The sequence below is a fragment of the Enterobacter sp. 5-4 genome, from assembly GCF_000612205.1.
In the GTDB taxonomy this organism is placed as follows: Bacteria; Pseudomonadota; Gammaproteobacteria; order Enterobacterales; family Enterobacteriaceae; genus Enterobacter; species Enterobacter roggenkampii.
Map to the genome: position 1 here is coordinate 642,988 of NZ_JFHW01000019.1, position 13,711 is coordinate 656,698.

A 13,711-nucleotide genomic window follows, 5' to 3' on the forward strand; every position below is an offset into this window, starting at 1 on the left:
ACTATGTTCGAACAACGCGTAAATTCTGACGTACTGACCGTTTCTACCGTTAACTCTCAGGATCAGGTAACTCAAAAGCCCCTGCGTGACTCGGTTAAACAGGCACTGAAGAACTATTTTGCTCAACTGAACGGTCAGGATGTTAATGACCTGTATGAGCTGGTACTGGCTGAAGTTGAACAGCCACTGTTGGACATGGTGATGCAATACACCCGCGGTAACCAAACCCGCGCTGCGCTGATGATGGGTATCAACCGTGGTACTCTGCGTAAGAAACTGAAAAAATACGGCATGAACTGATACTAATCAGTTAAATGCTTGTTTAAAAAGGCGCTCTTCGGCATGGGGAAGCGCCTTTTTTATTCCCTGCTTCACTCCGTCAACGCTTTGTAAACCTTCACTTATCCCGCTTTAAAACCGCCGCTTTTGGTGTATATTTCCCCCACTTTACTGGCGCTCTTCTCGCGGAATGACACAATGATTCGTAAATACTGGTGGCTGGTTGTTTTTGCAATCTCCGTTCTGATTTTCGATGCACTTCTGATGCAGTGGATTGAACTGATGAGCACCGAAACCGATAAGTGTCGCAATATGAACTCCGTGAATCCCCTGAAACTCGTAAACTGTTCAGAGCTCGACTAGCCGCCTGATTGCGCAAACTCCCCGTGATTACCCACTAAAAACGGGGATTTAAATCCCTTTGAGCCATTACCCGACGGTGATAATGTCTCGCCCTTCTCAACCGCTCTAGCGTAACCCCACACTCGAGTAGAACCGTCCATGCTGGTCAGCCAATACAACCATATCCTTGTTGTCCTCTCCTTTGTTGTTGCCATCCTTGCGGCGTATACCGCACTGAATATGGCGGCACGTGTCGCCGGGAGTGAGGGTGTAGCTGCCCGCGTCTGGCTGGCGGCGGTATTGCAATGGGCATCGGCGTGTGGGCCATGCATTTTATCGGCATGCTGGCGATGGATCTCTCCATGAGCATGAGCTACAACGCCAGCCTGACGGCGTTATCCATGGTCATCGCCGTCGGATCGTCACTGTTCGCGCTCTGGCTCGTGAGCTGCGATCAATTACGCTTGCGCCGTCTGCTGCCCGGTGCGCTGGTGATGGGAAGCGGTATTGTTGCCATGCATTACACCGGCATGGCCGCGCTGGAAGTGATGCCCGGGATTATCTGGGATAAGGTCTGGGTGGCCATTTCGGTCGCCATTGCGCTTGCCGCTTCACTCGCGGTATTATGGCTGACCTTCCGCCTGCGTCACGACGCCGCGCAGGTCGTGCTGATGCGCACGGGTGCCGCCATCACCATGGGCATAGCCATTGCCGGGATGCACTACGCCGGGATGAAAGCCGCACAGTTTCCGATGTCCACAATGGTTCACCATGAGGGTATTAACGGGAGCTGGCTGGCGGTGCTGGTGAGCGTTGTCGCGCTCTCTATTCTTGGGATTACCCTGTTGGTATCAATGCTGGACGCCCGCCTTCAGGCGCGTACCGCCCTTCTGGCCTCGTCCCTTGCAGAAGCTAACCGGGAACTCGCACAGCTGGCCCTGCACGATACCCTGACGCGGCTGCCCAACCGTATCCTGCTGGAAGACCGACTCGATCAGGCCATCAGCAAAGCCGATCGCGAGGGAACCCATTTTGCCCTGATGTTCATGGATCTCGACGGCTTTAAAGCCATCAATGACGCTTACGGCCATGATGTCGGTGACAAGCTGCTGATTGCCGTAACGGAGCGCCTGCTGCATCTCCTGAAGGGCCAGTTCACCCTGGCACGTATCGGCGGTGATGAGTTTGTTCTGCTGGCTGAGGGGGAAGGCCCGGACGATGCGGCCTCCCTGGCGAATTCGCTGGTGCGCGCGATCGATAGCCCGTTCAACCTCGACCACTATGAACTGATGGTCACCCTCAGCATTGGGATCGCGCTGTATCCTCACGACGGCAAAACCGAACGTGAGCTCATGTTTAACGCCGATGCGGCGATGTACCATACCAAGCATATGGGCCGGAACGGTTACCACTTTTTCCAGCCCTCGATGAATACGCTGGCGCAGACCCACCTTCAGTTAATGAACGATCTGTGGATGGCGATCGATCGCAATGAGCTCCGCCTGCTGTATCAGCCAAAATTTCACGCCCCCGCCGGCCCTCTCCTTGGATTTGAGGCGTTATTGCGCTGGCAGCATCCTAAGCAGGGGTTACTGACCCCGGACCTTTTCCTGCCGCTGGCGGAGAAAACGGGGCTGATTATCCCTATCGGCAACTGGGTAATTAATGAAGCCTGTCGCCAGCTGCGTGAATGGCATCTTCAGGGACATCAAAGCTGGTCAATGGCGGTAAACCTGTCGACGCTGCAGTTTGAACAGCCTTCGCTGGTCAACACGGTTCTCAACTGCCTGGCACTTCATCATGTGCCACCAGAAATGTTGATCCTGGAGGTGACGGAAACCACGGCCATGAGCAACCCGGATGAAAGTGTACGGGTGCTGACAGAGCTGACGGAAGCGGGCGTCAAGGCCTCTATTGATGATTTTGGCACCGGCTATTCAAGCCTGCTGTACCTCAAGCGCTTACCCGCCTGTGAATTGAAAATCGACAGGGCGTTCGTGAAAGAGCTCAGCGGAGAAAGCGAGGATGCCACCATTGTCTCCGCGATTGTGGCCCTCGCCAAAACACTCAATCTGAAAGTCGTGGCTGAAGGCGTAGAAACCGAAGCACAGCAGGCCTTTTTGACCGAGTTGGGCTGCAACACCCTTCAGGGTTATCTGTTAGGTAAACCCGTCAGCGCGCAAACCATAGAGGCGCTTTGTGCGCGAGGGGAGATGCTACCTGGCGCAGGGCTGTAAGCATCATCATGAGGCGATACGCGAATGACAGGGAGTGTCGCCAGAATGCTATCGACCAGGGCGGGTGCCTGCTGATAAAGATTGAAACTTTCGTTATTCATTAACCAGTTTTTAATTATTCCGCTAAAAAAGCCGTGGAATACGATCAAGGTCAGATCAACATTTACCTTTGGCGAAATGATGTTCCGTGAAATACAGGCCTCCAGCGAGGCACGCAGCGTGTCATAATTGAATCCAATCCGTTTTCTGATGTCTCTCTCTGAAATCATGTCACTGCTAAATTCACATTTATGATACAAAATTTGTAAAAGTGCGCATTGTCGAGGCTCACGCGCAATATACTGCAACGCAGTAATAAATTGCTCACGAAGTATTAACAATGGATCATCACCTTCGGAAAGGGAAAGCCTGTCGCGAATAATGTCGCGAAGCGGTAATTGCTGCTCCCAGATGGCATTAAATATTTCAGCTTTACTGGTGAAGTGCCAATAGATTGCACCGCGCGTCACATTTGCAGCATCCGCGATGTCCGTCAGCGTGGTGTTGGCTACGCCACGCGTCGCAAACTGCCCGATAGCCGCCTCAATCAACTGCTGCCGGGTTTGTTGAGCTTCTTCTTTCTTTTTCCGCGCCATAGACAACGACTCGCTACTCACAAAGTTTATACGTAACACAGGTCAGGAGAACGAAAGTATTCACCAATTCCCGTTTTAGTTTTGCACAAAAAAAGTCAATCTTCTTAATTTATAGTTTAGCTAAATACATATTTAAGTTTAAATTCATGCCATGAATAAATGAGGCACATTAAGCGCTATTTAACTGATTAGCTTGCCGGAAGAAGACAGAGAAATAAACCGAGTCTGATTCTGATTTTTCTGCTCAGACCTTGCCATTCGCACTTATAAATTAAAAAACATTAAATACCCTCATTATTATACGCAGCTACATTTTATTTTTTTATCCCGCTGCCCCTGCTACCGATTCACGCTAAATATCGGTTACCGGGTATTTAAAGGAACAGTAATGACGAATCATTTCAGACGCTTACCCTTAGCCGGTTTCATTGTCTGCGCTGTGCTGCTCTCAGGATGCGATGGCCAGGAAAACCAACAACAACATCCGCAGGCTCCCCAGGTCAGTGTGCATATTGTGAAAAGCGCACCGCTGGCTGTCACCACTGAACTCCCGGGCAGAACAGATGCGTTCCGCGTTGCAGAGGTTCGTCCGCAGGTTAGCGGTATTATCCTGCGTCGCAACTTCACGGAGGGCAGCGATGTAAAAGCTGGAGATTCGCTTTACCAGATTGATCCTGCAACCTATCAGGCGGCTTACGACAACGCCAAAGGCGAGCTGGCGAAGGCCCAGGCGGCGGCCAATATTGCTCACCTGACGGTGAAACGTTATCTCCCGCTGGTCGGTACACAGTATGTCAGCAAGCAGGAGTATGACCAGGCCGTGGCCACGGCCCAGCAGGCAGACGCCAGCGTCGTCGCCGCCAAAGCGGGCGTTGAAAGCGCGCGCATCAACCTTGCCTATACCAAAGTGACATCGCCCGTTGATGGTCGCATCGGTAAATCCAGCGTAACGGAAGGGGCGCTGGTCACCAACGGGCAGGCAGCGGCGCTGGCAACGGTTCAGCAGCTTGATCCGATGTATGTCGATGTCACCCAGTCCAGTAATGATTTTTTGCGCCTGAAGCAGACGAGCCTGCAAAAAGGCGATACCGCCAGCAGCGTTGAGCTACTGATGGAGAACGGGCAGCCCTATCCGCTGAAGGGCACATTGCAGTTCTCAGACGTCACGGTGGATCAAAGTACCGGCTCGATTACCCTGCGCGCCATTTTCCCGAATCCTCAACATCTGCTGTTACCGGGTATGTTCGTTCGCGCCCGGATTGATGAAGGTACGCAGCCGGATGCGATTCTGGTTCCCCAACAAGGCGTGACTCGTACGCCGCGAGGCGATGCCACCGTGATGGTGGTGAACGATAAAAACCAGGTTGAGTCTCGCACCGTCGTTGCGCCTCAGGCGATTGGCGACCGCTGGCTGGTGACGGAAGGGCTGAAAAACGGTGACCGCGTGATTGTCAGCGGGCTACAAAAGGTCAGACCGGGCGTAACCGTCGTCGCTACGCCTGATACCACCACCGCTCCAGCCAGTTAAGGGACGACGACATGGCTAATTTCTTTATTCAGAGACCGGTTTTCGCCTGGGTACTTGCCATCATTTTGATGATTGCTGGTGGGCTAGCCATTCTCAAACTTCCCGTCGCACAGTATCCGACCATTGCGCCTCCCGCCGTGGCGATATCCGCGACCTACCCGGGAGCAGATGCTCAAACGGTGCAGGATACCGTGACCCAGGTTATCGAACAGAACATGAACGGTATCGATAACCTGATGTATATGTCCTCCACCAGCGATTCAGCGGGTAACGTCACCATCACCCTGACCTTCGAGTCCGGAACCGATCCGGACATCGCCCAGGTGCAGGTGCAGAACAAGCTACAGCTCGCCATGCCGCTGCTGCCGCAAGAGGTGCAGCAGCAAGGGATTGGCGTTGAGAAGTCCAGCAGTAGCTTCCTGCTGGTCGCCGGTTTTGTTTCAGACAACAAAAACCTCACGCAGAATGACATCTCCGACTATGTTGCCTCGAACGTCAAAGATGCCATCAGCCGAACGTCTGGTGTCGGTGACGTGCAGCTGTTCGGCGCCCAATATGCGATGCGTATCTGGCTCGACAGCAATGCGATGAACAAATACCAGCTGACGCCGCTGGATATTATCAACCAGCTGAAAACGCAGAACGACCAGATAGCGGCAGGCCAGTTGGGCGGGACGCCATCCATCCCAGGACAGCAGCTGAATGCCTCGATCATCGCGCAAACCCGCCTGAAATCACCGGAAGAGTTTGGCCGCGTGACGCTCAAGGTGAACCAGGACGGCTCGATGGTGCATCTGAAGGATGTGGCTCGCATTGAGCTGGGTGGCGAAAACTACAACATGGTGACAAAAATCAACGGGCAGGCGGCAACCGGCCTGGGGATTAAGCTGGCAACCGGGGCAAATGCGCTGGATACAGCGGCAGCCATCAAGAGCAAGCTGGCACAACTGCAGCCGTTCTTCCCGCAGGGGCTAAAAGTCGTCTACCCCTATGACACCACACCGTTTGTGAAAATCTCCATCCACGAAGTGGTGAAGACCCTGTTTGAAGCGATTATTCTCGTCTTCCTGGTTATGTACTTGTTCCTGCAAAACCTGCGGGCAACGCTCATCCCGACTATCGCGGTTCCGGTCGTTCTGCTGGGTACCTTCGCGGTTCTGGCGGCGTTCGGTTTCTCCATCAATACCCTGACAATGTTCGGCATGGTGCTGGCGATAGGTCTGCTGGTTGATGACGCTATCGTGGTCGTTGAGAACGTTGAACGCGTCATGGTCGAGGACAAGCTGCCGCCGAAAGAGGCTACGCAGAAATCGATGGGACAGATCCAGGGGGCACTGGTGGGGATCGCCATGGTGCTCTCGGCGGTCTTTATCCCGATGGCCTTTTTTGGCGGCTCGACGGGGGCGATCTATCGCCAGTTCTCGCTAACTATCGTTTCCGCTATGGCATTGTCAGTACTGGTTGCGCTAATCCTGACGCCAGCGCTCTGTGCAACGTTGCTTAAGCCTGTTTCAGCCGATCATCATGAGAAAAAAGGGGGTTTCTTCGGCTGGTTTAATGCGCTCTTTGATAAGAGCGTTGAGCACTACAGTAACAGCGTGAGCGGTATCTTGCGCAAGACCGGACGCTATCTGTTGGTGTACGTCATTATTGTCGGTGGAATGGCGGTGCTCTTCCTGCGCTTACCCACCTCCTTCCTCCCCGAAGAGGATCAGGGGGTGTTTATGACGATGGTTCAGCTCCCGGCGGGGGCAACCCAGACGCGTACTCAGCAGGTTCTCGACCAGGTTCAGGACTACTACCTGAACAAAGAGAAAGCAAATGTTGAATCCGTCTTTACCGTAAACGGCTTTAGCTTTAGCGGCCAGGGTCAGAACTCCGGTATTGCCTTCATCAGCCTGAAGCCCTGGGAAGAGCGTCCTGGGGCGGAAAATGGCGTTGAAGCCATTGTGGGTCGCGCGACAAAAGCTTTCAGTCAGATTAAAGACGGCCTTGTATTCCCGTTTAACCTGCCCGCTATTATTGAGTTAGGTACCGCAACGGGCTTCGACTTTGAACTTATCGATCAGGCAAACCTGGGGCATACCCAGCTGACGCAGGCGCGTAACCAGCTGCTCGGCATGGTGAAAGAGCATCCTGACCTGCTGGTGCGCGTACGCCCAAACGGTCTTGAAGATACGCCTCAGTTCAAACTGGATGTCGATCAGGAGAAAGCACAGGCGCTGGGCGTCAGTCTTTCTGACGTCAACCAGACGATTTCGACGGCCTTAGGGGGCACCTATGTGAATGACTTTATCGATCATGGCCGCGTGAAAAAAGTCTATGTACAGGCCGACGCGAAATTCCGTATGTTGCCAGGGGATATTAACAACCTTTATGTGCGCAGCGCGAACGGGGAAATGGTGCCGTTCTCAGCCTTTAGCAACGCTCACTGGGTTTATGGTTCACCTCGTCTGGAGCGCTACAACGGAATGCCTTCGATGGAGATCCTCGGCGAATCAGCCCCGGGTAAAAGTACCGGTGAGGCCATGGCTATGATGGAAAGCCTCGCGGCAAAATTGCCTTCCGGCATCGGTTATGACTGGACGGGAATGTCTTACCAGGAGCGACTTTCGGGTAACCAGGCGCCTGCACTGTACGCCATTTCACTGATCGTGGTGTTCTTGTGTCTGGCAGCGCTGTATGAAAGCTGGTCCATTCCGTTCTCCGTTATGCTGGTTGTGCCGTTGGGGGTCATCGGGGCCCTTCTCGCAGCCTCGCTGCGCGGGTTAAACAATGACGTCTATTTCCAGGTCGGCCTGCTGACCACAATTGGTCTGTCGGCGAAAAACGCCATCCTGATCGTCGAATTTGCTAAAGACCTGATGGAGAAAGAAGGTAAAGGCATCATTGAAGCTACGCTTGAAGCGTCAAGGATGCGCCTTCGACCGATCCTGATGACCTCCCTGGCCTTTATCCTTGGCGTCATGCCGCTGGTGATCAGTACCGGAGCCGGGAGCGGTGCGCAAAACGCCGTCGGTACGGGTGTGATGGGGGGAATGCTTTCCGCAACGCTTCTGGCGATTTTCTTCGTGCCCGTCTTCTTTGTGGTTGTTCGTCGACGCTTTACCCGCCATAAAGATTAACATTTCCCTAAAAAGGCACCTCTGGTGCCTTTTTTATTTTTAACATAAACAATGAATTAGGCATTAAGCGAAAGCCATGTTAAAAATACAGTGATTTGCATTAAGTAAAAACACTCTCTTACCCCTTCATAATGTCTCCATTAATTCGTCCGGAAATCGATTTTTCTCCACGATTTTTACAAACTACATAATTTGAGATTATTCCTCGTGTAACGCGGACTTACCCCGGTGGTAAAATAACCTCCAGTTCGTTAATTGCCCTCCTGGCTTTATAGCGGACGAGAAATAATACTGAGGTAACATCATGAAAAGATTCATTTCCGTTGCACTACTCGCTGCGCTGCTTGCTGGTTGCGCGCACGACTCTCCATGTGTACCGGTTTACGACGACCAGGGCCGACTGGTTCATACCAATACCTGTATGAAAGGCACCACCCAGGACAACTGGGAAACAGCAGGTGCTATCGCTGGCGGCGCTGCCGCAGTGGCGGGCTTGACGCTGGGTATTGTTGCCCTGACGAAGTAACATCAGTTAAGAAAGCGCGGCTCTGGCCGCGCTTTTGCTTTTAATCAGTGCACTATTTTCAAAGAAGTAAAAAAATAGCCCCGTATTTATTCGTGCCTTTCATTTCAGCCTGAAGCCAGTCACATCTTTTTCGTACACTTTTTTAAATTACCTGTTCTATTGTGATGATTTTCACACATTAATATTATTGAATATCCTGCCAATATTCACTCTGGAAACTATCTCTTCTTTTTTCTGGCGCGACTCAAAACTTTTGCTCCAATTTGTGGCACAGGTTGTAATTTCGCACCGTTTCAGGGCGCTCGTTTTATTTAAGCCTGTCTACACTCAGCATTAAGCGTTCACTCATCTCTTATTTTGCCGAACGCAAAACTGGCATTACGTTTGCTTTATAAACGTTGGCCAAAGCCACAGACAGGTAAAGCGTTTAAAAACGCCTCTATAACGATAAATTTCGCCACACAGGAAGCATTATGAAAAAGACGATGATAGCCAGCCTGGCCGCTGCAGGCATGATGTTTGCCGTAGCCGGTCAAGCCCATGCGGGAACGACACTGGATGCCGTTAAAAAGAAAGGTTTTGTTCAATGTGGTATCAGTGACGGTTTGCCTGGCTTCTCTTATGCCGATGCGAACGGCAAATTTACCGGTATTGATGTAGATGTCTGCCGCGGTGTTGCCGCCGCCGTTTTTGGCGATGACAGCAAGGTAAAATATACCCCGCTGACGGCAAAAGAACGCTTTACGGCACTGCAGTCCGGCGAGGTTGACATGCTCTCCCGTAATACCACCTGGACCTCCTCCCGCGACGCGGGTATGGGGATGTCATTTACGGGCGTGACCTATTATGACGGGATCGGCTTCCTGACCCACAATAAAGCAGGCCTGAAAAGCGCCAAAGAGCTGGATGGTGCGACCGTTTGTATTCAGGCGGGCACCGATACCGAGCTGAATGTCGCCGATTATTTCAAAGCAAATAACATGAAATACACGCCAGTAACATTTGACCGCTCGGATGAGTCGGCTAAAGCGCTGGAATCCGGCCGTTGCGACACGCTGGCCTCTGACCAGTCACAGCTGTATGCCTTACGCATTAAGCTGAGCAATCCGGCAGAGTGGATTGTCCTGCCTGAAGTGATCTCCAAAGAACCTCTCGGCCCTGTCGTTCGTCGCGGCGATGAAGACTGGTTCTCTATTGTTCGCTGGACGCTGTTTGCCATGCTGAACGCAGAAGAGATGGGCATCAACTCGAAAAACGTGGATGAGAAAGCGGCTAACCCATCTAACCCGGATATGGCGCACCTGCTGGGTAAAGAAGGCGATTTCGGCAAGGATCTGAAGCTGGATAACAAGTGGGCCTACAACATCATCAAACAGGTGGGCAACTACTCTGAGATCTTTGAACGCAACGTGGGATCGGAAAGCCCGCTGAAGATCAAACGCGGCCAGAACAATCTCTGGAACAACGGCGGTATTCAGTACGCGCCACCAGTACGTTAAGTCATAGCTGTAACGGGCACTGCGCATGCAGTGCCCACTCCAGAGTCATGGTTACTGAGGTTTCTTTATGTCCCATCGCCGCTCAGCCGTAAAAGGATCGCTATCCTTTTCTCATCCCGCGGTCCGCGCCTGGCTATTCCAGATTATTGCTATTGTTGCGGTTGTTCTCATCGCCGTGTATCTCATCCACAACACCATCACCAACCTGAACAATCGCGGCATTACCTCCGGTTTTGCGTTTTTGGATCGCAGCGCGGGCTTTGGCATTGTTCAGCATCTTATTGATTACCAGGAAGGTGACACGTACGGACGCGTATTCGTGGTCGGTTTACTGAATACGCTGTTGGTATCGGCGCTTTGTATCGTCTTCGCGTCGATACTGGGCTTCTTTATTGGCCTGGCACGTCTTTCAGAAAACTGGCTCCTGCGGAAACTGTCGACGATTTATATCGAGACGTTCCGCAATATCCCCCCGCTGCTGCAGATCTTCTTCTGGTATTTCGCCGTACTGCGTAACCTTCCTGGTCCCCGTCAGGCCGTCGACGCGTTTGAGCTGTTTTTCCTGAGTAACCGTGGGTTGTCCATTCCTTCTCCTCAGCCGGGCGAAGGACTGTACGCTTTCATCGGCGCGATTGTGATAGCGCTTGCCCTCTCCGCTGGGGTATTCCGTTTTAACCGCAAGCATCAGATCAAAACCGGTCAGCTTCGTAGAACCTGGCCCACCGCAGTCATCCTGATCGTTAGCCTGCCGCTAGTGGCACACTGGCTGTTTGGCGCCGCGTTGCACTGGGATGTTCCCCATCTGCGAGGCTTTAACTTCCAGGGTGGAATGGTGTTAATTCCTGAACTGGCGGCCCTGACATTGGCGCTATCGATTTATACCTCAGCCTTTATCGCTGAGATTATTCGTGCCGGGATCCAGGCCGTCCCGCACGGGCAACACGAAGCGGCACGCTCACTAGGATTACCGCATACGGTGACGCTTCGTCAGGTCATTATTCCGCAGGCGTTGCGGGTCATCATTCCGCCGCTGACCAGCCAGTATCTCAACATTGTCAAAAACTCGTCGCTGGCCGCCGCTATTGGTTACCCGGATATGGTGTCCCTCTTCGCCGGAACCGTGCTTAACCAGACCGGACAAGCCATTGAAACCATCGCCATCACCATGTCTGTCTATCTCATCATCAGCCTGGTAATTTCACTGCTGATGAACCTCTATAACCGTCGTATAGCACTGGTCGAGCGCTAAGGATCTATGATGACAAAAGCGATACTGTCGCACGCCTCGCGCCCTGCCAACTCGACAGGTGGACGTTTCATTCTCTGGGCGCGAAAGAATCTGTTCTCCAGCTTGAGTAATAGCCTGCTGACGATTGTCTGCCTGTGGCTCATGTGGGAATTGATTCCTCCCCTGCTGAGCTGGGCGTTTTTACAGGCCAACTGGGTCGGTTCAACCCGAGCTGACTGTACAAAAGCCGGTGCCTGCTGGGTGTTTATTCATGAACGTTTCGGTCAGTTCATGTATGGATTGTATCCCCACGAACAGCGCTGGCGGATTAATCTCGCGCTGGTTATAGGCCTGCTCTCTGTCGCAGTCATGTTCTGGAAAAAGCTGCCTCATCGTGGACGCTATATTGCCGTCTGGGCGGTGGTTTATCCAATTATTGTCTGGGTGCTCTTGTATGGCGGTTTTCTGGGGCTGGAACGCGTTGAAACACGCCAGTGGGGCGGACTGACGCTGACGTTGATTATCGCGTCAGTGGGGATAGCCGGTGCTCTGCCGTGGGGGATTTTACTTGCCCTCGGACGGCGTTCAAAAATGCCGATCGTTCGCGTGCTCTCCGTTATCTTCATTGAGTTCTGGCGCGGCGTACCGCTTATCACCGTTCTGTTTATGTCATCGGTCATGCTGCCGCTATTTATGGCAGAAGGAACAACGATCGACAAACTGATCCGTGCCCTGGTCGGGGTGATCCTCTTCCAGTCCGCCTATGTCGCTGAAGTGGTGCGCGGTGGTCTGCAGGCGTTGCCTAAAGGCCAGTACGAAGCGGCGGAATCACTGGCGCTCGGCTACTGGAAAACCCAGGGGCTGGTCATTCTTCCCCAGGCACTCAAGCTGGTCATTCCGGGCCTGGTCAATACGATCATTGCCCTCTTCAAGGATACCAGCCTGGTGATCATCATCGGATTGTTCGATCTCTTTAGCAGCGTGCAACAGGCTACCGTTGACCCTGTCTGGCTGGGCATGTCCACCGAAGGATATGTCTTTGCTGCCCTGATCTACTGGATCTTTTGTTTTAGCATGTCGCGCTACAGCCAGCATCTGGAAAAGCGCTTTAACACCGGGCGTACACCGCACTGAGGAAAATATGAGCCAAATAACTATGACACCCGCCGACGCGATGATTACGCTGGAAGACGTGAACAAATGGTACGGACAGTTTCATGTCCTGAAGGATATTAATCTTAAGGTCAAGCAGGGAGAGCGCATCGTCCTGTGCGGCCCGTCCGGCTCCGGGAAATCCACAACCATTCGCTGTATTAACCACCTTGAAGAGCATCAGCAAGGACGCATCGTGGTTGATGGTATCGAGCTGAATGAAGATATCCGCAATATCGAACGCGTGCGTCAGGAAGTGGGAATGGTATTTCAGCACTTTAATCTTTTTCCGCACCTGACCGTTCTGCAGAACTGTACGCTCGCACCGATTTGGGTACGAAAGATGCCGAAAAAGGAAGCCGAGGCGTTGGCAATGCACTATCTGGAGCGTGTACGTATCGCAGAGCATGCCAATAAGTTTCCTGGTCAGATATCGGGTGGACAGCAGCAGCGTGTGGCTATCGCCCGTTCACTGTGTATGAAACCGAAAATTATGCTGTTTGATGAACCGACATCAGCCCTCGATCCGGAAATGGTGAAGGAGGTTCTGGATACCATGATTGGACTGGCACAATCCGGCATGACCATGCTGTGTGTCACGCATGAGATGGGGTTCGCGCGAACCGTGGCTGACCGGGTGATCTTTATGGATCGTGGGGAGATTGTTGAGCAGGCGCCGCCGGATGAGTTCTTTGCGCATCCGAAGTCAGAACGTACGCGAGCATTCCTGTCGCAGGTGATTCATTAATCAGATCTTTTTGCCCGGTGGCGCTGCGCTTACCGGGCCTACCGTTTTCACGAGAATCATAACGCAAAAAGGCCATCCTTTCGGATGGCCTTCTCACTTATTTGATGTCTGGCAGTTCCCTACTCTCACATGGGGAGACCCCACACTACCATCGGCGCTACGGCGTTTCACTTCTGAGTTCGGCATGGGGTCAGGTGGGACCACCGCGCTAAAGCCGCCAGACAAATTCTTTTACTTCTTGCCGAACTTTAACCTAAGTATAAAGTGGTGCTGATACCCAGAGTCGAACTGGGGACCTCACCCTTACCAAGGGTGCGCTCTACCAACTGAGCCATATCAGCACGCTAAATTTGATGCCTGGCAGTTCCCTACTCTCACATGGGGAGACCCCACACTACCATCGGCGCTACGG

The 13,711-nt window shown here is 52.7% G+C and carries 10 protein-coding genes, 1 tRNA gene, 1 rRNA gene and 1 pseudogene; 10 read left to right on the forward strand and 3 right to left on the reverse strand.

Features of this window, described 5'->3' with window-relative positions; all coding sequences use genetic code 11:
- Positions 1 to 3 precede the first annotated feature (3 nt).
- From fis to AA74_RS01000000122185, 3 genes and pseudogenes are all read left to right on the forward strand, one after another.
- On the forward strand, positions 4 to 300 hold the full coding sequence (gene fis, locus AA74_RS0113445) for a DNA-binding transcriptional regulator Fis (protein WP_000462905.1): 297 nt from the start codon (positions 4 to 6) through the stop codon (positions 298 to 300).
- A gap of 177 nt (positions 301 to 477) precedes the next feature.
- Complete coding sequence (locus tag AA74_RS0113450) at positions 478 to 642, forward strand: DUF2556 family protein (RefSeq protein ID WP_008502862.1); 165 nt, start codon at positions 478 to 480, stop codon at positions 640 to 642.
- A 138-nt stretch (positions 643 to 780) separates the two neighbouring features.
- Positions 781 to 2,858: pseudogene (locus AA74_RS01000000122185) on the forward strand (putative bifunctional diguanylate cyclase/phosphodiesterase).
- Here AA74_RS01000000122185 and envR read toward each other — a convergent pair.
- On the reverse strand, positions 2,774 to 3,493 hold the full coding sequence (gene envR / locus AA74_RS1000000122955) for an acrEF/envCD operon transcriptional regulator (protein ID WP_008502864.1): 720 nt from the start codon (positions 3,491 to 3,493) through the stop codon (positions 2,774 to 2,776). The pseudogene AA74_RS01000000122185 and the gene envR sit on opposite strands and share 85 nt — an antisense overlap.
- A 388-nt stretch (positions 3,494 to 3,881) precedes the next feature.
- Here envR and AA74_RS0113460 point away from each other — a divergent pair, with 388 nt between their 5' ends.
- The 7 genes from AA74_RS0113460 to AA74_RS0113490 all read left to right on the forward strand — a co-directional run bounded on the left by AA74_RS0113460 (position 3,882) and on the right by AA74_RS0113490 (position 13,299).
- Positions 3,882 to 5,021: an efflux RND transporter periplasmic adaptor subunit gene (locus tag AA74_RS0113460; protein ID WP_021242293.1), complete on the forward strand. Its 1,140-nt coding sequence runs from the start codon at positions 3,882 to 3,884 to the stop codon at positions 5,019 to 5,021.
- Between the two features lie 11 nt (positions 5,022 to 5,032).
- Complete coding sequence (locus AA74_RS0113465; protein ID WP_023294691.1) at positions 5,033 to 8,146, forward strand: efflux RND transporter permease subunit; 3,114 nt, start codon at positions 5,033 to 5,035, stop codon at positions 8,144 to 8,146.
- 304 nt (positions 8,147 to 8,450) lie between these two features.
- Complete coding sequence (locus AA74_RS0113470) at positions 8,451 to 8,672, forward strand: lipoprotein (RefSeq protein WP_008502867.1); 222 nt, start codon at positions 8,451 to 8,453, stop codon at positions 8,670 to 8,672.
- Between the two features lie 473 nt (positions 8,673 to 9,145).
- Entirely contained in the window at positions 9,146 to 10,171 is a 1,026-nt protein-coding gene (locus AA74_RS0113475) for an amino acid ABC transporter substrate-binding protein (protein ID WP_021242295.1), read from the forward strand.
- Between the two features lie 67 nt (positions 10,172 to 10,238).
- Positions 10,239 to 11,420 (forward strand): amino acid ABC transporter permease, encoded by a 1,182-nt coding sequence (locus tag AA74_RS0113480; RefSeq protein WP_025912572.1) that lies wholly within the window; start codon positions 10,239 to 10,241, stop codon positions 11,418 to 11,420.
- A 9-nt stretch (positions 11,421 to 11,429) separates the two neighbouring features.
- A complete protein-coding gene (locus AA74_RS0113485; RefSeq protein ID WP_025912573.1) occupies positions 11,430 to 12,533 on the forward strand; it encodes an amino acid ABC transporter permease in 1,104 nt (367 codons plus the stop codon).
- A 7-nt stretch (positions 12,534 to 12,540) separates the two neighbouring features.
- Positions 12,541 to 13,299, forward strand: a complete 759-nt coding sequence (locus AA74_RS0113490; RefSeq protein WP_008502871.1) for an amino acid ABC transporter ATP-binding protein — start codon at positions 12,541 to 12,543, stop codon at positions 13,297 to 13,299.
- Between the two features lie 106 nt (positions 13,300 to 13,405).
- Here AA74_RS0113490 and rrf read toward each other — a convergent pair.
- Positions 13,406 to 13,521 (reverse strand): 5S ribosomal RNA (gene rrf, locus AA74_RS0113495).
- Positions 13,522 to 13,564: 43 nt separating this feature from the next.
- Positions 13,565 to 13,640, reverse strand: a tRNA-Thr gene (locus tag AA74_RS0113500).
- Positions 13,641 to 13,711: the final 71 nt, after the last annotated feature.